The 18,875-nt window shown below is 64.0% G+C and carries 17 protein-coding genes; 12 read left to right on the forward strand and 5 right to left on the reverse strand.

Features of this window, described 5'->3' with window-relative positions:
- Nucleotides 1-21 precede the first annotated feature (21 nt).
- Complete coding sequence (locus TZ03_RS00780; protein WP_051095072.1) at nucleotides 22-807, forward strand: helix-turn-helix transcriptional regulator; 786 nt, start codon at nucleotides 22-24, stop codon at nucleotides 805-807.
- Here TZ03_RS00780 and TZ03_RS00785 read toward each other — a convergent pair.
- Nucleotides 800-1,381: a LysE family translocator gene (locus tag TZ03_RS00785; RefSeq protein WP_051095074.1), complete on the reverse strand. Its 582-nt coding sequence runs from the start codon at nucleotides 1,379-1,381 to the stop codon at nucleotides 800-802. The genes TZ03_RS00780 and TZ03_RS00785 overlap by 8 nt on opposite strands.
- Before the next feature lie 291 nt (nucleotides 1,382-1,672).
- Here TZ03_RS00785 and TZ03_RS00795 point away from each other — a divergent pair, with 291 nt between their 5' ends.
- The 3 genes from TZ03_RS00795 (at nucleotide 1,673) to TZ03_RS00805 (ending at nucleotide 6,164) form a co-directional block, all read left to right on the forward strand.
- Complete coding sequence (locus tag TZ03_RS00795; RefSeq protein WP_051095079.1) at nucleotides 1,673-2,860, forward strand: porin; 1,188 nt, start codon at nucleotides 1,673-1,675, stop codon at nucleotides 2,858-2,860.
- A gap of 252 nt (nucleotides 2,861-3,112) precedes the next feature.
- Entirely contained in the window at nucleotides 3,113-4,276 is a 1,164-nt protein-coding gene (gene nosP, locus TZ03_RS00800) for a nitric oxide-sensing protein NosP (protein ID WP_051095081.1), read from the forward strand.
- On the forward strand, nucleotides 4,245-6,164 hold the full coding sequence (locus TZ03_RS00805; protein WP_051095083.1) for a PAS domain-containing hybrid sensor histidine kinase/response regulator: 1,920 nt from the start codon (nucleotides 4,245-4,247) through the stop codon (nucleotides 6,162-6,164). Before nosP ends, TZ03_RS00805 begins: the two co-directional genes overlap by 32 nt.
- On the opposite strand, the gene TZ03_RS00810 is transcribed toward TZ03_RS00805, so the two are convergent.
- Complete coding sequence (locus TZ03_RS00810; protein ID WP_051095085.1) at nucleotides 6,149-6,814, reverse strand: response regulator transcription factor; 666 nt, start codon at nucleotides 6,812-6,814, stop codon at nucleotides 6,149-6,151. The two genes, TZ03_RS00805 and TZ03_RS00810, sit on opposite strands and share 16 nt — an antisense overlap.
- A gap of 58 nt (nucleotides 6,815-6,872) precedes the next feature.
- Nucleotides 6,873-7,433: a PQQ-dependent catabolism-associated CXXCW motif protein gene (locus TZ03_RS00815; RefSeq protein ID WP_051095087.1), complete on the reverse strand. Its 561-nt coding sequence runs from the start codon at nucleotides 7,431-7,433 to the stop codon at nucleotides 6,873-6,875.
- A 291-nt stretch (nucleotides 7,434-7,724) separates the two neighbouring features.
- Here TZ03_RS00815 and TZ03_RS00820 point away from each other — a divergent pair, with 291 nt between their 5' ends.
- Together TZ03_RS00820 and TZ03_RS00825 are read left to right on the forward strand one after the other, a co-directional pair.
- Nucleotides 7,725-8,999, forward strand: coding sequence for a histidine kinase (locus TZ03_RS00820; protein ID WP_051095088.1), 1,275 nt, complete (start codon nucleotides 7,725-7,727; stop codon nucleotides 8,997-8,999).
- On the forward strand, nucleotides 8,999-9,637 hold the full coding sequence (locus TZ03_RS00825) for a response regulator transcription factor (RefSeq protein WP_051095090.1): 639 nt from the start codon (nucleotides 8,999-9,001) through the stop codon (nucleotides 9,635-9,637). The genes TZ03_RS00820 and TZ03_RS00825 overlap by 1 nt, the downstream gene beginning before the upstream one ends.
- Before the next feature lie 235 nt (nucleotides 9,638-9,872).
- Here TZ03_RS00825 and TZ03_RS00830 read toward each other — a convergent pair whose 3' ends face one another.
- Together TZ03_RS00830 and exaA are read right to left on the reverse strand one after the other, a co-directional pair.
- Nucleotides 9,873-10,532: a pentapeptide repeat-containing protein gene (locus tag TZ03_RS00830; RefSeq protein WP_051095092.1), complete on the reverse strand. Its 660-nt coding sequence runs from the start codon at nucleotides 10,530-10,532 to the stop codon at nucleotides 9,873-9,875.
- A 64-nt stretch (nucleotides 10,533-10,596) separates the two neighbouring features.
- A complete protein-coding gene (gene exaA / locus TZ03_RS00835) occupies nucleotides 10,597-12,492 on the reverse strand; it encodes a quinoprotein ethanol dehydrogenase (protein ID WP_051095094.1) in 1,896 nt (631 codons plus the stop codon).
- A 254-nt stretch (nucleotides 12,493-12,746) separates the two neighbouring features.
- On the opposite strand from exaA, the gene pedF reads away from it, so the two are divergent.
- The 6 genes from pedF (at nucleotide 12,747) to TZ03_RS00860 (ending at nucleotide 18,769) form a co-directional block, all read left to right on the forward strand.
- Complete coding sequence (gene pedF, locus TZ03_RS00840; RefSeq protein ID WP_051095096.1) at nucleotides 12,747-13,208, forward strand: cytochrome c-550 PedF; 462 nt, start codon at nucleotides 12,747-12,749, stop codon at nucleotides 13,206-13,208.
- 79 nt (nucleotides 13,209-13,287) lie between these two features.
- Nucleotides 13,288-14,055 (forward strand): quinoprotein dehydrogenase-associated SoxYZ-like carrier, encoded by a 768-nt coding sequence (locus TZ03_RS00845; RefSeq protein WP_051095099.1) that lies wholly within the window; start codon nucleotides 13,288-13,290, stop codon nucleotides 14,053-14,055.
- Nucleotides 14,056-14,096: 41 nt separating this feature from the next.
- Nucleotides 14,097-15,035 (forward strand): quinoprotein relay system zinc metallohydrolase 1, encoded by a 939-nt coding sequence (locus TZ03_RS00850; protein ID WP_051095101.1) that lies wholly within the window; start codon nucleotides 14,097-14,099, stop codon nucleotides 15,033-15,035.
- A gap of 644 nt (nucleotides 15,036-15,679) precedes the next feature.
- Entirely contained in the window at nucleotides 15,680-15,751 is a 72-nt protein-coding gene (pqqA, locus tag TZ03_RS28080) for a pyrroloquinoline quinone precursor peptide PqqA (RefSeq protein WP_010455123.1), read from the forward strand.
- Between the two features lie 143 nt (nucleotides 15,752-15,894).
- Nucleotides 15,895-17,058, forward strand: a complete 1,164-nt coding sequence (gene ercA / locus TZ03_RS00855) for an alcohol dehydrogenase-like regulatory protein ErcA (protein ID WP_051095104.1) — start codon at nucleotides 15,895-15,897, stop codon at nucleotides 17,056-17,058.
- Entirely contained in the window at nucleotides 17,042-18,769 is a 1,728-nt protein-coding gene (locus TZ03_RS00860) for a NahK/ErcS family hybrid sensor histidine kinase/response regulator (RefSeq protein WP_051095105.1), read from the forward strand. Before ercA ends, TZ03_RS00860 begins: the two co-directional genes overlap by 17 nt.
- Nucleotides 18,770-18,875: the final 106 nt, after the last annotated feature.

Consider the following 18,875-nt stretch of genomic DNA (forward strand, 5'->3'; position numbering starts at 1 on the left):
TAGCAGCCAGCGGGGCTAGGGATGATCGAGGTATCACGGTTCTGGCGCGACCCTGCGTTGCCTTTCATCGAAGCCCGGCGGGTAGGGGATGGCCGCCAGGTGTGCTACGCCGCACATTCCCACGAGAGCTTTTCCATCGGGGTGATCACCGCAGGGCGCAGCACCTACCTGAACGGCGACCAGCGCATCGAGGTGGCGGCGGGTACCACGGTGTTGATGAACCCGGGCGTGGTACATGCCTGCAACCCCATTGCTGGGGAGCCGTGGTCGTACCTGATGCTGTTCGTCGACTGGCCGTGGCTGCAGGCGTTGGGGTTTGCCTTGCCGGCACAGACCTGGAGCACTTCAGCGGTCTTGTATTGGCGGCTGTTACAGGCCTCTGCCGACCTGTTCGATGCCCGCCTGGCGGATCGTGAAGCCCGCCTGGCTGCCCTGTTCAGTGCATTGCCAGGCTTGCTTGGCGGCAATGCCAGTGTGGGCGGCGAGGGCAACCCGCGGCTGGACGCGGCGGCGGCTTTCATCCGCGCCCATCGCAGCGACCCGCTGAGCCTGGAGGATATCTGCGCGGCCTGCGGCCTGTCGCGTTCCTACCTGATTCGTGCGTTCCGCCAACGTTTCGGCCTGACGCCGCATGGCTATCTGCTCGACCAACGCGTGCAACTGGCCCGCGCGCAGTTGCGCCAAGGCCGGGCGATTGCCGAGGTGGCGCAGGAGGCCGGGTTTGCCGACCAGGCGCACCTGCAGCGGGCATTCAAACAGCATTTGGCCGCAACACCGGGGCATTACCGCAACGCCGACGTCAGATGACCAGATAAACCGCGCTGCCCACCAGCAACACTGCCAGGCCCCGATTGAGCAGGCGCATGTGCCGTGGGTTGCCCAGATACTGACGAACAACGCTCCCGGCCCACGCCCAACTGGCCACTGAAATGAAGCAGATCGGCCCGTAGATCCAGGTAAACAGCCATAGCAAGTGCTGTTCACCGCCGGTATAGGCGCCGATCCCGGCCACCGCCGCCAACCAGGCCTTGGGGTTGAGCCATTGCATTGCTGCACCGTGCCAGGCCGACGGTGCTGGCGCGGCATCGCCGCTGGCCAGTTGTCCGTTGTCGGCTGCCAGTTTCCACGCCATGTACAGCAGAAACACCACGCCGCCCCAGTGCAACAGCACGCCCAGCAATGGCCAGCGCAGCAGCAATTGATGCAGGCCCAGCCCGACCAGTACCAGCAGCAGGCAGAAGCCCAGCGTGGCACCGGCCACATGCGCCAGGCTGGCGCGCAGGCCATGGCGGGCACCGCTGCCCAACGCAACGATGTTGACCGGGCCGGGGGAGATCGAAGCCGCCAGTGCAAAAGCGGCCATGGACAGGGAAAGGCTCATGGGGGAGTCCGTCTGGTTGGAGGAGGCCTTCATCCTCGGGCTTCGACAAGCTGGCGGTATTGAAGAAAAGTACCCACTCCGCCGCCGGGGCGACTGTATTGATCCCTGCTTGCTCCTGAGGCTTACGCCCGAAGTGTTGCTTCCGGGCGTAACCCGGTCGTGGGTCCGAATCATCGCGCCTCGCTCACCGGCCCAAAGCACCTGCCAACTCGCTCCAAGGCAGCATATCTGGCTGTTCGCCAGCTTCTGATAATCGCCTCCGACATCGAGTCCCCGATTTTGGAGCGCGCCATGCACAACAACAATAAGCACCTGCCGCCTCGTTTCCTGGCGGCTGCCATCGTCAGCTTTTCGAGCCTGGGCCTGAGCGCTGTCGCCGAGGCCGAGATCATGCTGTACGACAAGGACCAGACGACGTTTTCCACCGATGGCTATATCAACGCCTTCTACGTCAACAGCGATGTCGACCGCGCGGGCGACCAGTACGATCGCCGCCAGTCGCGGGTGAAGATGGGGTTTCTGCCCAACTACCTGGGCTTCAACATGGGTAAGCAGGTGGATGAGCTGAAGCTCGGGGCGCGCGCCTCGTTCTGGGTCACCATCAACGACAGCGAAACCAATGGCACTGACACTGCCATCGACGTGCGCCAGTTCTACGGCACCGTGGCCAACCCCGAGTGGGGCGAGGTGCTGATCGGCAAGGACTTCGGGTTGTTCGCCCGTTCCAACATCCTGCTCGACGAACTGCTGGCCGGTTATGGCCAGGTCAGCGATACCCTGGGGCTGGTGGACGGGGGCGGGGTGTCGTTCGGCAACATCGGCAGCGGTTACCCGTACCCATTCCCCACGTCGCAGATCACCTACCGTACACCGGTGATGGACGGCCTGCGGGTGGCAGTGGGCATCATGGACCCGGTGGACACCAACGACAGTAGCCCAACCGGCAAGGCCTACCAGGAAAACCCTCGCACCGAAAGCGAGATCACCTACCAGTTCGACCTGGGCGGGGCGCAGATCTACAGCTGGGTCAACGGTAGCTACCAGACCTCCGACAACACTGACCCTGCGGTGCAGTCGGTCACCTCCAAAGGCGTGGGTTATGGCGTGCAGGCCAAGATGGGTGGGCTGTCGCTGACCGGCTCGGGGTTCCAGGCCAAGGGCATCAACCCGTTCTTCACCAACAATGCCGGCGAGCCGGTTTTGCGTAATGTCGACAGTGATGGCTACCTGCTGCAGGGGTCGTACAAGATCGGCAAGAACCGTGTGGCGCTGTCCTATGGCAAGACCAAGGACGATGGTAACGGCGCGGTGGGCAGTGGTGCGGATTACGAGACCCGCGGCGTGGCGCTGTTCCATGACGTCAACGACAACCTCAAGCTGGTGGCCGAGTACAACCAGTTTTCCATCGACGGGCATGACAGCAGTGCGCAGAACGAAGACACCGATACCTTCGCGGTGGGGGCGGTGTTGACCTGGTAAGACGTTGGGGCTGCTGCGCAGCCCTTTCGCGACACAAGGCCGCTCCCACATAGACCGCGCAAACCCAAATTACGAGGTGTACGCGGACATTGTGGGAGCGGCCTTGTGTCGCGAAAGGGCCGCACAGCGGCCCCAGCAATTTCAAGTGAGCAACATTACTCCCATGGAACCGCCCACCCGCTACCCAAGTAGCATTCGTCCTCCGAGGCGCCCTTCGTACACTCATCGCTCAGCCCCGCGCCGGAGACCACCATGCAGCAGGCTCACAACGACGGTGTGGTCAGCGCCATGTCCCAGGCAACCGACGCCCGGTTGGCAGCCCAGGAACTGGCGCGGCACTTGCTGCACCCGCACCTGGGCTTCGTGCTGTTCTTCTGCTCCGCCGAATACGACCTGCAGGTGCTGGGCCAGGCCTTGGAGCAGGGTTTTGGCGGCATTCGCCTGGTGGGCTGCACCAGCGCTGGCGAAATCACCCCGCTGGGCTACGGCCGCAATTGCGTGACGGCGGTGGGGTTCGATCATCGGCACTTTTCCATCGCCACCGAGCTGATCGACGAAATGGAGCGCTTCAGCCTGATCGATGCGCAGCAGATGGTCGAGCGGCTGGTCGGCAACTGTCGCAGCAATACCCTGGCGCCAATCAAGGGCCACAGCTTTGCCCTGACCCTGCTCGATGGCTTGTCCAGCCGCGAGGAAATGGTACTGGCTGCCCTCAGCGCGGCCCTGGGGGACATTCCGCATTTTGGCGGCTCGGCTGGCGACGACAACTACCTGACCCGCACCCATGTGTACTTCGGCGGCACCTTCCACAACGGCGCGGCAGTGGTGGTGCTGGTCAATACCTGGCTCGACTTCGAAGTGTTCACCACGCACCACATCCTGCCACGCCAGGAAAAACTGGTGGTCACCGGTGCCGACAGCGCCCAGCGTCGGGTTTTCGAACTGAATGCCGAGCCCGCTGCCGAGGAGTACGCGCGGCATATCGGCGTGCCGGTGGCCGAACTCGACCACCGGGTATTCGCCGCCCACCCGTTGGCCGTTCGCATCCACGATCAGTATTACGTGCGGGCGATCCAACAAGTGCACCCGGACCTGAGCCTGAGTTTCTACTGTGCGGTGGAAAACGGCATCGTGCTCACGGCCATGGCCCCAGGCCCGCTGTTGCCGAACCTGCATCAGCTGTTCGACGGGCTGCACCGGCGCCTTGGCCCGCTGCTGCTGACCATCGGTTGCGACTGTTTCCTGCGGCGCCTGGAGCTGGAAGGCCAGCACAGCCTGGAGCAGGTCGGTGCGTTCCTGCGGGAGCAGTGGGTGATGGGGTTCAACACCTATGGAGAACAGTTCAATGGCATGCACATCAACCAGACCTTCACTGGGGTCGCCATTGCCCGCAGCCGGCCTCCAGTCAGTCGCTGAACTGCAGGCCCAGGTCGCCCGGCTGCAGCGCGAAAACCACAAGCTGCAGCGGATCAATGGCGCGCTGATCGAACGTGTCGAATCTGGTGTAACGCGAGGCAACGACCCCTATGCGGCGTTCCAGCATTCGGTGGTGCTGGCCGAGCAGGTGCGTGAACGCACAGATGCCCTGAACCAGGCCATGGCTGAGCTCAAGGCCGTCAACCACTTGCTCAGTGAGGCCCGGCAGCGGGCCGAGACTGCCCACCAGCACCAGATTCGCCTGATTACCGACAATGTCCCGGCGCTGATCGCTTACTTGAACGCCGATCTGGTCTACGAGTTCACCAACAAGGTTTACGAACAATGGTATTGCTGGCCGCACGGCGTGATGCTTGGCCAGAGCCTGCGCGAGGCCCACAGCGAGCAGCACTACCAGCGCCTGGAAACCTACGTGGCGCGGGCATTGGCGGGGGAGAGCGTGACCTTCGAGTTTGCCGAAACCAACAGCAACGGTCAGGAGCGCTACATGCTGCGCTCCTATGTACCGAACCGCCTGGCCAACGGCGAAGTGGTGGGCATCTTCGTGCTGATCCGTGACATCACCGAGCGCCGTAATACCGCGCAGGCGCTGCACCAGGCCTATCAGCACCTGGAGCAACGGGTACGCGAGCGCACCGCTGAACTGACCAACCTCAACGAGCAACTGCTGCGCGAGATCGATGAGCGCAGCCGGGTCGAATCACGCCTGCGCGAGGCCAAGCGCGAGGCCGAGCAAGCCAACCTGTCGAAAACCAAGTTCCTCGCCGCAGTCAGCCATGACCTGTTGCAACCGCTGAACGCGGCACGGCTGTTCACCAGCGCCTTGCTCGAACTGCGCGAGCCGCAAAACAGTGCTCACCTGGTGCGTAATGTCAGCAACTCTCTGGAGGACGTGGAGAATTTGTTAGGCACCCTGGTGGATATTTCCAAGCTCGACGCCGGGGTGATCAAGGCCGATGTCGCGCCCTTCGTCCTCAGCGAACTGATGGACAACCTCGCCGCCGAATACGCCCAGATGGCGCGCAGCGAGGGGCTGGAGCTGCACTTCGTGGGCTGTTCTGCAGTGGTGCGCAGTGACATTCAGCTGCTGGCGCGGATTCTGCGCAACCTGCTCAGCAATGCCATCCGCTACACCCGCAGCGGCCGTGTGGTGCTGGGCTGTCGGCGCCAGCGCGGCTGCCTGCGGATCGAAGTGTGGGACAGCGGCGTCGGCATTGCCGAAGAGCGCCTTGAAGAGATTTTCCAGGAGTTCAAGCGTGGTGATGTACAGCGTCCGGACCAGGACCGTGGGTTGGGCCTGGGCCTGGCGATCGTGGAAAAGATCAGCGGCATCCTCGGCCACCGGATTCGCGTGCGTTCATGGCCGGGCAAAGGTTCGGTGTTCGCCGTCGAAGTACCGCTGAGCGCAACCGCGCCCAAAGCCCAGCCGTGCCAGGCGATCTGCGAACCGCTGCTCGAGCGCCTGCGCGGGGCACGGGTGTGGGTACTGGACAACGATGCGGCGATTTGCTCCGGCATGCGCACATTGCTGGAAGGCTGGGGTTGCCGGGTGGTCACCGCGCTGTCGGAGGAAGACCTGGCGCGGCAGGTGGACAACTACCACGCCAAGGCTGACCTGCTGATCGCTGACTATCACCTGGACAACGACTGCAATGGCGTCGATGCGGTGGCGCGAATCAATGCCCGTCGCGCCCTGCCAATACCGGTGTTGATGATCACCGCCAACTACAGCAACGAACTCAAGCAGCAAATCCGCGAGTTGGGCCATACCCTGATGCACAAACCGGTACGGCCGATGAAACTCAAGACTGCGATGAGCCACCTGCTGGCCGGCCGCGAGGCACAACCCCTTCAGCGGCGCAGGTAGTCGGCAAAATCGATATCGCCGGCACTGAGGATCGCCTGTACCCGGTTGTGCACGTTGAGTTTGCGCAGGATCGCCGAAACATGGGCCTTGACCGTGGTTTCGGCGATATCCAGGGTGTAGGCGATCTGCTTGTTCGATTCGCCCTTGGCCATGCGTTCGAGTACCAGCAGTTGCTTGCGGGTCAGGGCTTGCAGCATCTCGGGCGGGAAGCTCGGGGCATCGTTCAGGCGCCGGCTGGTGCTGCTCTTCTGAGCGCGAATGATGTCGGGCGGCAGGTAGACATTGCCGTTGAGGATTTGCTCGATCGCCTCGATCATCTGCGAGCGCGGCGAGGACTTGGTGATGAAGCCCACGGCGCCGTAGGTGATGGCCTGCAGCACGATCTGCTTTTCCTGCTCGGCCGAGACGATCACCACCGGCGTGGTCGGTGCCTCGTTGCGCAGTGTGATCAGGCCATTGAGGCCATGCATGCCGGGCATGTTCAGGTCGAGCAGGATCAGGTCGAGGTCGTCATGCGCCTGGGTCAATGCCAGGGCGCTGTCCAGGTCGGCAGTTTCCATGACTTCGCTGCCGGGGAAACCATCGCTGATGACATTGTGGATGGCTTCGCGAAACAGTGGGTGATCGTCGGCAATCAGAATTTTGTACATGGCCTTTTCACCTCGTTCTTGTTGGATGGGGCAGGGCTAGCGCACGCCGGCGGTCACTTCAGGGAAAGGGCTCGGGCTGTGCCGGCTGAAGCGGCAGGTTGGCCTCCTGCCAGGCGTCCAGGCCGTCGCGGTACCAATACAGATTCTTATAGCCCAGGGTCGCCGCGCGTTTTACCGCGTTCCAGCTTAACCAGCAATCGGCGCGGCAGTAAAAGACCAGCGGTTGGTCCGTGCGCCCGGCGGTGGCTTTTTGCAGGTTGCGCACCAAGTAATCCTGCCAGGCCGGGCTCAGCTCGCCGTCGCCGGTATTGGCCAGCCAGAGGCTGCCAGGGAGGTTGGCGTGGGGTTGCTCTTCGATGAAGCGGCCTTTCAGCCATTGCCGACGATAGACGTCGATCAGCACCGGCCTGGGTGTCTGGCCCAGCAAGTCTTGCAGCGCGGCCGTGTCGATGACCCGGGCGCCATCGACCTGGGGCGGTGTCGGGCTGCGATAGAGGGCGCTGCGGTAGCCTTGGGCGGAAAACAGCGGTGTGGTGTCGGCTTGGGCGACGCCCAGCGACAGACTCAGTGAAAGGGCCACCAGCAAAGGGTGCGGCAGCCTGGGCACGGCATGTGGCATGGGATTTATCCTTTTTGTTATAGGCCCATTACATGCCGGCGGCGGTGCTTTGTGAATGCGACGATAGACAGCAAAGGCAGTACCAAAGTAGTAGACGGACGGGATTGAGAAGGGAAGCCAAGGCGTCACACGACAGATGGCGCCAGCATGGGAAGCCCACCGCGAAGGGGGAAATATGCAGAAAGTAGCGCTCGGCCGGTACCAAGGTAGTAATTCACCACGGGAGCCTCGGTCTTACGATGGGCTACCGCCCTTGACCCTGGCGGCTGCAACCCTGAGGAGAACTGCCCCATGCGCCTCATCGACCTGTCGGCCCTTTGGCGTATCAACCTCTGGGTCACGTTTTGCTTCGCCCTGGTGACGCTGGCCTGTGCCGGCTTGCTGTTGCACCAGGCGGTGGCCGATGTCGAGCGTGAATTGCAGGCCACTGAAGCGGTGGTGGAGTACCTCAGCGACACCGCCGTGCGCGACCCGGCCAGCCTGCAACCGCGGCTGACCCAGAGCTTGCGCCATGTGCGGGTGCATTGGCTGGCGGCGGATGAAGCGGCGAGGATACCAGCGCAGGCAGGCCTGGACGCCTGGCTGGGCCGCCAGCTGTTCGGCGAGCGCCACAACAGCAGCCGCCTGCTGGACCTGAGTGACGGGCGCCGGGTGTTGATTGCCGTGGATACGCGGGATGCAGTCGCTGACGTGCGGGATGCCCTGCAGCAGTTGCTGAGTGTGTGCGGCCTGGCCTTGTCGTTGAGCCTGCTGACCATCCGCTGGGCGGTGCGGCGCGGCATGGGCTTGTTGGATGAGCTACTGCAGGCCTTACGCCAGGTCTCGGGCGGGCAATTGACCGCGCGCCTGCGCGAAGCCGGCCTGCCGGAGGCGCGCCAGTTGGCGGAGCATTTCAACCGCATGGCCGCGACGCTGGAGCAGGCCCAGGCCGACAATGCCCAACTGACCCAGGCCCTGCTGGCGGTGCAGGAACAGGAACGCACCCACTTGGCGCAGACCCTGCACGACGACCTCGGGCAATACCTGGCGGGGATCCGTGCCCAGGTCTGCCTGCTGCGCATGGTAGCCGACCAGCCCACCGTGGTGGAGCAGACGGCGCGGGCCCTTGCGCTCAATTGCGAGCGCCTGCAGCAGGGCTTTCGCGCCCTGGTACACGACCTGTATCCGGTGGCCTTGCAACACCTGCCGCTGGCCGAAGCCTTCGGCCTGCTGGTGAGCCAATGGCAGGCCAGCCAGGGCATCGATTGCCGCCTGCGGGTTGGCGAGCACCTGCCGCTGCTGCCTGGGGCGAGCAGGACGCACTTGTATCGGTTGCTGCAGGAGGCGTTGACCAATGTCGCCCGGCATGCCGACGCCAGCCAGGTGCGGGTACGCCTGCAACGCAGCGCCAAAGGCTTGCGCCTGCTGATTCGTGACAACGGCTGCGGCGCGAGCCAGCCCCAGCGCCCCGGGGTGGGGCTGCACTCGATGGCCGAGCGCGCCCGCAGCCTGGGGGGCGAACTGCGTATCCTCAGCCGCCCGGGTGGCGGTTGGGCGCTGGCGCTGAACATTCCCCTGGAGGTGTGATGAATATCGTATTGGTCGATGACCACGCTGTGGTCCGTCAGGGTTACGCCAGCCTGCTGCGGGCGGTGCTGCCGGCGATGCAGGTGCGCGAAGCCGCCAGTGGCGAAGAGGCCTTGGTCCGGGTTCAGGAGCAAGTGCCGAACCTGGTGATCATGGACTTCGGCCTACCCGGTATCAGTGGCCTGGAAGCCACCCGCCGGCTGCGCCAGCGCCTGCCACAGCTGCGGGTGCTGTTTTTCAGCATGCACGACGAACTGCCCTTGGTGCGCCAGGCGCTGGAAGCAGGGGCCTCGGGTTACTTGACCAAGAACTCGGCGCCCGAGGTGTTGATCGAGGCGGTGCATCGGGTGTTGGCCGGGCATGCCTATATCGAACAGCCCCTGGCCACCCAGCTGGCCTGCACGTCGCAACAAAGCGCCAGCGACCCACGCTTGCAGCGCATGACCCAGCGTGAGCTGGAGATCTTCGTGATGCTGGCCAAGGGCACCCCGGTGCGGGCGATTGCCGAGCAGCTATGCATTAGTGCCAAGACTGTGTCCAACCACCTGACTTTGCTCAAGAGCAAGTTGCAGGTCAGCTCGCATGCCGAGCTGGTGCACCTGGGGATCGATCTGGGCGTGGTGAGGGTGGCGGGGTGATCGTGATCGATGGGCACAGGCCTTGTAGGAGATCACCTAGCCCTATGAGCTGCGCTGTCGCGCAGGGAACAAGGGGCCATTGTGGGAGCGGGTTTACCCGCGAAGCAAGCAACGCGGTGGTTGGCACCGGCTTTGCCGGTGTTCGCGGGTAAACCCGCTCCCACAGAGACCCTGCTGAATCAATAAGTCATGTGTTGTTCTATGAGGGCGGCCTGTGCCGGTTGGATGTAGCTGTTCAATTGTCCCAGGTCTCAGGGCACCCCATGCACCCCTCCATGTTGGCGTCCTGAAAATTTCCATAGTGCCGGCGTGCCCCTCGCAAATCGGCATGCGCCAGGTTGCTCTGGCCAAACTTGGCCTCCTGCAGATTGGCATCGCCAAGGTTGGCGCCTTGCAGGTCGGTCTTGCTCAGCCAAGCCATTTCCAGGTCTGCCGCTCGCAGGTTGGCCCCATGCATCTTCGCCCCGGAAAGCCTGGCGAACTGCAAGTAGGCTGCGCTGAGGTCGGCATTTTCAAACTGTGCACCCTGGGCGAACAGGCCCCAGCCTTGAATGGCCATGAGCCTGCTATTGCTCAGGTCTGCCAGGCGCAGGTTGCTCTGCTGCAAGCTGGCACGGGTCAGGTTGGCGCCCTGCAGGCGGGCTTTCTCCAGGTTGGCCAGGTCCAGCCTGGCGTGGCGCAGGTCGGCATCGCGCAGGTCGGCGCCGGCCAGGTTCATCTTGCGCAGGTCCTGGTTGGCCAGGTTGGCGCCGCGCAGGTTGGCCCCTGGGCACTGGCTGGCTTCGGCGATCACGCAGCCGTTTACGGTCAAGGGGGCATCGTTGCCATCGTCGTCGGCGCTCACGGCCAGGGCAGGGGCAAGGGCCAACAGCAGGGCAAATGGCAGGTAGTTCATGGCGAAAGGCTCTTGGCGAAAGGAGTGCAGTTGCGGGGAGGGGCAAGCCGCTCCCCGCAGGTGGTCAACGCTGTGCGGTCTTGTTATCCCAGCTCGGGATCTTGAACACCCAGAACGAGCCGCCCTGGGCCACCGGCTTGGTTAGCTCGGCCATGTCGCCGCCCCACAGCGGCACGGCGCCGCCGTAGCCCACGGTCACGCCGATGTACTGCTCGCCGTCCTGTTCCCAGGTGATCGGCGGCGAGACGATGCCGCTGCCGGTCTGGAACTTCCACAGTTCCTTGCCCGTCTTGGCGTCGAAGGCCTTGAAGAAGCCGTCACCCGTGCCGGTGAATACCAGGTTGCCCTTGGTCGCCAGTACACCGGCCCACAGTGGCAGGTGCTCCTTGTGCTCCCAGACCAGCTTGCCGGTAGTCGGGTCCATGGCGCGCAAGGTGCCAACGTGGTCGTCGTACATGCGCTTGATACGGAAGCCCATGCCCAGGTAGGCCGAGCCCTTCTTGTAGTTCACTTCCTCGGTCCAGTACTCCTCTTTCCACTGGTTGCCGGGGATGTAGAACAGGCCGGTGTCCTGGCTGTAGGCCATGGGGTTCCAGTTCTTGCCGCCAAGGAACGGTGGCGAGACCTCCACCGGTTTGCCCTTGGTTTCGCCCGGCAGTGGTTTGGCTGGCCGCTGGCCGGGGTTTTCCACCGGGCGCCCGGTCTTGAGGTCGATATGGCTGGCCCAGGTGATGTTGTCGACGAAGGGGAAGGCGTTCTGCAGCTTGCCGTTGTTGCGGTCCACCACGTAGAAGAAACCGTTGCGGTCGGCATGTCCGGTGGCCTTGACCACTTTGCCGTCCTTGTCCTTGTAGTCGAACAGCACCAGTTCGTTGTTGCCGGAGAAATCCCAGGCATCGTTCGGCGTGTGCTGGTAGAACCACTTCACCTCACCGGTGCTCGGGTCGACGCCGACCTGGCCCGAGGTGTAGAGGCTGTCGTAGTCGTGCGGGTTGCCATCCTTGGACGTACGCGCCCAAGTATTCCACGGGCCCGGGTTGCCGGCGCCGACGATGATGGTGTTGGTCTCGGCATCGAAGCTGGCGCTCTGCCAGGGTGCGCCGCCGCCGTGGCTCCAGGCCTCGACCTTGCCGGTTTCGGTGGTAGGGTCGTTGGGCCAGGAAGGCGCCTTGACGTCACCGGTCGGCGTACTGTCCTTGCCGTTCAGGCGGCCCATGTGGCCTTCGACGAAGGGCCGCATCCACACTTCTTCACCGGTGTCCGGGTCGCGGGCGAACAGCTGGCCGACCACACCGAATTCATCACCGGAGCTGCCATGGATCAGCAACACCTTGCCGCTGGTCTTGTCCTTGATCAGCACTGGGGCGCCGGTCATGGTGTAGCCGGCGCTGTGGTCGCCGAACTTCTTGTTCCACACCACCTTGCCGGTGTGCTTGTTCAGCGCGATGACCCGGGCGTCCAGGGTGCCGAAGTAGATCTTGTCGCCGTAGATCGCCGCCCCACGGTTGACCACGTCGCAGCATGGGCGAATGTTGTCCGGCAGGCGGTGGCTGTAGGTCCACAGGCGTTTGCCGGTCTTGGCATCGAGGGCGAATACCCGCGAGTATGAGCCGGTAACGTAGACCACGCCGTCGCTGACGATGGCCTGGGACTCCTGGCCGCGCTGCTTCTCGTCGCCGAACGAATAGGACCAGGCCGGGGTCAGCTTGAACACGTTCTGGTCATTGACCTGGGCCAGCGGGCTCCAGCGTTGGGCGTTGGTGCCCATGCCGTACTGCAGCACGTCCTGGGTGGTCAGGTGGTCGTTGGCGATGTCTTCCCAGGTTACGTTCTTGCTGGCAGGTGCCGCCGGGGGAGTAGCCGCCGTGGCCACATTGCCCAGGGCCAGGCTACCGGCCAGCAGCAAGACCCGCACGCTCAGGGCCAGAGGGGAAAGGGCGGGTAGCGATCTTATTGTCATGGTTGCAGTTCCCTGTGGAGGTTTTGGCCTGCACAGGGTGGGGTGGGGCGGCTGTCGGGGGATACGGAAAAATTCCCGCCCTTGCGGGGAAAAGTTCCCGTGGGGCACCTCATTTGGCCTTTCACCACAAGCCCTACTACCAAGGGAGTACGGCCTGGCCACCAAAGCAGCATTCGGTGACTTGCGGGCTGTTCCTAAGATGGTGGCACGGCCTCTGTGGTTGAGGCTTTGCGTGCAATCGTGAGGGCATAACAATGACAAAAAAACGCAACGTCTTGCTCGCCACCGGGCTGCTGGCCGCTGCCTTGCTGAGCGGCACGGCCTGGGCCCATGGCAACGTGGTGCCCCAGGCGGTGGAAACCCAGGGCCTGACCCCGATCAAGGACGCTGGGGTAACCCTGGATGGCGACGGCTGGGCGGCAGTCAACCCGTATCGCACCTCCGCCGAGCACGACAAGGCCGTGGAAATCGGTGCCTCGGCCTACAACCAGAACTGTGCCGCCTGCCATGGCCTGGAAGCCAAGTCCGGTGGTATCGCCCCGGACTTGCGCATGCTCGATGCCGGCGAGGCTGGGGATGAATGGTTCGTCGAGCGGGTGCGCCACGGCGCGGTTCGTGACGGCCGGGTGTACATGCCGAAGATGGCCGATTACCTGAGCCAGGAAGCCCTCTGGGCAGTGCGCACCTACCTGGACAGCGTGCATGTCGAGGAGTGATGACGACACACCGCATGGTGTTCTTCGCGGGTAAAACCCGCACCCGCAAGGGGCCTGCCAAATCAATGAGGAACGGGCCATGAACTGGCGAGCGACTTTCCTGCTGGCCTGCTGGATGCCCTGGGCAGCCCAGGCCCTGGCCGCCGAACAGAGCGCCAACCCAGACCCGGTGCCGTCGGTGATGTGGGACTTCTACCACAAGCAGTTGCTGGGGCAGGCGGCGTTCGTTTTCGATGACCGGGTCAAGCTGTTGGCGCCGCCCTTCGCCGAGGACGCGCGCCAGGTGCCGCTGGAGATCGATGCCCGGGCGTTCGCCGGCGAGGTGGTACGGATCCTCGCCTGGGCCGAGCTCAACCCGCTGCCGCGCATTGTCGACTTCGAGCCCGCTGCGCGGGTGCTGCCCTGGTTGTCGATCCGCATCCGCATCGAGCAGGCCACGCCGCTGCGCGCCGCCGTGCTGACGCGCGACGGCCTGTGGCATGTTGGCTCGACCCTGATCGATGCGGCCGGCGGCGGCTGCACCGCACCCAGCGTGGTGCGTACCCAGCCCGGCTGGGAGGAGCACCTTGGGGAAACACTGGGCGGGCGCTATCCGCGGGGCGCTGGCAGCCGTTTGCGCTTGCAGGTGGCCCACCCGATGGATAACGGCCTGGTCAGCGGCATTCCCGAATTCTTCCTCAACCATGCCGAGTTGCAAGGTGCCGATGGCCAGCGTTTGGCCAGCATCGAGCTGTACCCGGCGGTCAGCGAAAACCCCAGCCTGGGCTTCGATATCCAAGGCTCCGGGCCGATCCGGCTGTTGTTGCAAGACAACAGCGGTAACCAGTTCGAGGCGGCTGTGCCCTGAGCGCGTTGCCCGACTTTACCCCCTGAGCAGAGGTGCCCGTCATGCGTTGGATGCTGCTGTCGCTGCTGTGCCTGGGCCTGCCGGCCTGGGCTGACCTGGACTATCGGCTCACGCCCAGGCAGATCGCCGAGGGTACCTGGCTGCTGGAGGGCAGCACCGACAATTTCGCCAAGGCCAATGGCGGCAATGTTGTCAACACTGCGTTCATCGTCACCGACAGCGGCGTGGTGGTGATCGACAGCGGGCCGTCGAAACGCTACGGCGAAGCTCTGCGCCAAGCCATCGCCGCCACCACCGACAAACCAGTGCTCGAAGTGTTGCTGACCCATCATCACCCCGACCATGTGCTGGGCAACCAGGCCTTTGCCGACGTGCCGATCGGTGCCCTGGCTGGTACCAGCGAGCTGTTGCGCCAACAGGGCGAGGCCATGGCCGAGAACATGTACCGCTTGGTCGGCGACTGGATGCGCGGTACCGAGGTAGTGCTGCCCACTCGAGTACTGACGCCTGGCATCCATGAGGTCGGCGGGCACCGGCTGCGGTTGCTGAGGTTGGGCGGGCATACCGGTGCCGACCTGGCGATTCTCGATGAGAAGACCGGCGTGCTGTTCGCCGGCGACCTGGTGTTCCACGACCGCGCCCTGACCACCCCCAACAGCCCTGGGCTGGGCGTTTGGCTCAAGGACCTGGACACTCTGCAAGCCCTGCCCTGGACGCGCCTGGTACCTGGGCACGGCCCGGTGGCCAGCGATGCACGGGCTTTTGCGCAGATGCGCGACTATCTGGGCTGGCTCGATGGCCTGATGGGTGAGGGCGCGGCGCGCGGTGATGACATGGTCGAGATGATCCGCCGGCCGATCCCCGAGCGGTTTGCCGCTGTCAGCCTGAGCCGCTACGAGTTGATCCGCAGCGTCAGCCACCTGTATCCGCGTTACGAGCGCCAGCGCATGCAGCGTGTCGACGGCAAGCCCGCCAACTGATCGGCTGACGCGGCTGGGCTCTGGGAGCAACTGTCGTGCTCAAAATATGAAGGCTTGCACGATCTTTGTGGGAGCGGGCATGTCGAGGCGTCGAACCGCCGCGAACACCGGCAAAGCCGGTGCCATCCATCGCGCTGGATTCTTCGCGGGCGAGCCCGCTCCCACAGGTGCTGTGCAGGTTTCGGGCGGACGCTATACCTTGTGGGCATGCCCGCGAACACCGGCAAAGCCGGTGCCATCCACCGCGCTGGATTCTTCGCGGGCGAGCCCGCTCCCACAGGTACTGTGCAGGTTTCGGGCGGACGCTATACCTTGTGGGCATGCCCGCGAACACCGGCAAAGCCGGTGCCATCCACCGCGCTGGAATCTTCGCGGGTGAACCCGCTCCCACAGGTGCTGTGCAGGTTCGGGCTCACGCTATACCTGTAGGAGCGGCTTTAGCCGCGAACACCGGCAAAGCCGGTGCCATCCATCGCGCTGGATTCTTCGCGGGTGAACCCGCTCCCACAGACGCGGTGGGCTCACGGGCTGTGTTCTCCTACCAACGCATCCTGCAAGTTTGTTCCAAAGTAGCATTCGGCTCCGTCGCTCCCCATGCATTAATGCCTCTACCGGACTTTTCCGGCACAAGAAGAGGACTGCCCATGTGGAATAAACCCGCCTTTACCGACCTGCGCATCGGCTTTGAAGTGACAATGTACTTCGCCAACCGTTGATGTGCCTCCGGCCATCGTTGCGGTGGCCGGTCTCCCCTGATTGTCCGTGGCTGAGCCAGTGCTAGGCGTTGGTCTGGTTGCTTTCGCTGCGGGATGCTTTACGCTGGCGATTACCTTCCAGAACAATAAGAACAGGCTTGCCAATGAGCCAGAGTTTCAGCCCGCTGCGTAAGTTCGTTTCGCCTGAAATCATCTTCGGTGCCGGCTGCCGGCATAACGTCGCCAATTACGCCAAGACCTTCGGCGCGCGCAAGGTGCTGGTGGTCAGCGACCCTGGTGTGATCGCCGCCGGTTGGGTGGCGGACGTGGAGGCCAGCCTGCAGGCCCAGGGCATCGACTACTGCCTGTACAGCGCCGTGTCGCCCAACCCGCGGGTCGAAGAGGTGATGCTAGGCGCTGAGATCTACCGGCAAAACCACTGCGATGTGATTGTCGCGGTAGGCGGCGGCAGCCCGATGGATTGCGGCAAGGCGATCGGCATCGTGGTCGCCCACGGGCGCAGTATCCTCGAGTTCGAAGGCGTGGACATGATCCGCGTGCCCAGCCCGCCGCTGATCCTGATCCCGACCACGGCCGGCACTTCGGCGGACGTGTCGCAGTTCGTGATCATTTCCAACCAGCAGGAACGCATGAAGTTCTCCATCGTCAGCAAGGCGGTGGTGCCGGACGTGTCGCTGATCGACCCGCAGACCACCCTGAGCATGGACCCGTTCCTGTCGGCCTGCACCGGCATCGATGCGCTGGTGCATGCGATCGAAGCTTTTGTCTCCACTGGCCACGGCCCGCTGACCGACCCCCATGCGCTGGAAGCCATGCGCCTGATCAATGGCAACCTGGTGGAGATGATCGCCAACCCGACCGATATCGCCCTGCGCGAGAAAATCATGCTGGGCAGCATGCAAGCCGGGCTGGCGTTCTCCAATGCGATCCTGGGCGCGGTCCACGCCATGTCGCACAGCCTGGGTGGCTTCCTCGACTTGCCCCATGGCTTGTGCAACGCCGTGCTGGTGGAGCATGTGGTGGCCTTCAACTACAGCTCGGCGCCGGAGCGCTTCAAGGTGATTGCCGAGGTGCTGGGCATCGACTGCCGTGGCCTCAACCACCGGCAGATCTGCGGGCGCCTGGTGGAGCACCTGATCGCGTTGAAGCATGCGATCGGTTTCCATGAAACCTTGGGGCTGCACGGGGTCAGGACATCCGACATTCCGTTCTTGTCGCAACATGCGATGGACGACCCGTGCATCCTCACCAATCCCCGTGCGTCGAGCCAGCGTGATGTCGAGGTCGTCTATGGCGAGGCGCTCTGATGAGCAGCAGCGGGCGCTGGCCGGGCTGTTGGGGCTGGGCGACCACTCGGCACGCAAAAGCCATTACCCGGAGCTGGCGGCCCGGCTGGATGAGCTGGAGGCCGAGCGCAACCGCTACAAATGGCTGTTCGAAAACGCCGTGCATGGGATTTTCCAGGCCAGCCTGCAAGAGGGCATGCGTGCCGCCAACCCGGCGTTGGCGCGCATGCTCGGTTACGACAGCCCGCAAGCGGTGCTGTTTTCCCTGACCGACCTGGCCGCCAACCTGTTTGTCGGCGGCGCCCAAGAGTTGCAGGCCATCACCACCATTCTCTCCCGTGAGCGCAGCCTGCACGGCTATGAAACCTGCTTGCGGCGCAAGGATGGCAGCCACCTCGAGGTGCTGATGAACCTGCTGCTCAAGCCCGGCCAGGAAGGCCTGGTGGAAGGTTTTGTCGCTGATATCACCGAGCGCAAACAGGCCCAGCAGCGCCTGCAACAGCTCAATGACGAACTCGAGCAACGGGTCGCCGCCCGTACCGATGAACTGCTGGAGGCCAACCGTAACCTGCAACAACAGATCACCGAGCGCAAGCAGATCGCCCGGGCCCTGCGCGACGCCCGCGACGCCGCCGAAACCGCCAACCGCAGCAAGGACAAATACCTGGCCGCCGCCAGCCATGACCTGCTACAACCGCTCAATGCCGCCCGCCTGCTGATCTCGACTCTGCGCGAAAGGCCTTTGCCGGAGGCGGAACAGGTGCTGGTGGAGCGTACCCATCAGGCACTGGAGGGCGCCGAAGATCTGCTGACCGACTTGTTGGACATTTCCCGGCTCGATCAGGCGGCAGTCAAGCCTGACGTGGCGTTGTACCGCCTCGACGAACTGCTCGGGCCGCTGGTCTCGGAGTTCCGTACGGTGGCCGACGCGGCAGGCCTGAAGCTGCGCGCACGTATCGCCGATTATGCCATCAGCACCGATCTGCGGTTGATGACACGCATCCTGCGCAACTTTCTCAGCAACGCCTGCCGTTACACCGACGAGGGCGGGATTCTGCTGGGGGCCAGACGCCGGGGCGGCCACTTGCGCCTGGAGGTCTGGGATACCGGCCGGGGTATCGCGCAGGACAGGCTGCAGGCGATTTTCCTCGAGTTCAATCAACTGGACGTCGGCCGCGCTGCCGATCGCAAGGGCGTGGGCCTGGGCTTGGCGATCGTCGAACGGATCGCCAAGATTCTTGGCTACAGGATTGAAGTGCGGTCGTGGCCGGGGCGTGGCTCGATGTTCAGCATCGAGGTACCGATCGGCGCACAAGTCCCGCTGCCGATCCACCAGACCGCACCACAGCCCGGTACCGGTAACCCGTTGCCGGGCCGCCGCCTGCTGGTGCTGGACAACGAAGTGAGCATCCTCGAGAGCATGGGGGCGTTGCTCGGGCAGTGGGGCTGCGAGGTGGTGACCGCGACTGACCAGGCTGGCGCCTTGCTGGCCTTACAGGGCCAGGCACCGGAATTGATCCTGGCCGATTTTCACCTGGATCACGGCGTCGTCGGCTGCGAGGTGGTCAGGCACCTGCGCGAGCATTTTGCCGCCGCCATACCTGCGGTGATCATTACTGCAGACCGCAGCGATCAGTGCCGGCGGGCCTTGCAGAAACTCGGTGCACCGCTGCTGAACAAACCGGTCAAGCCAGGGAAATTGCGGGCGGTGTTGAGCCAGTTGCTGGGGTAGCCCCAATACCAGCCAGTTAAGCAATTTGGGGCCGCTTTACGGCCCATCGCCGGCAAGCCAGCTCCCACCTCGATCGCATAGGCCTCAAGCCCTGTGCAGTACCTGT

It is taken from the genome of Pseudomonas sp. 10-1B (genome assembly GCF_000935045.1).
Taxonomy (GTDB): Bacteria; Pseudomonadota; Gammaproteobacteria; order Pseudomonadales; family Pseudomonadaceae; genus Aquipseudomonas.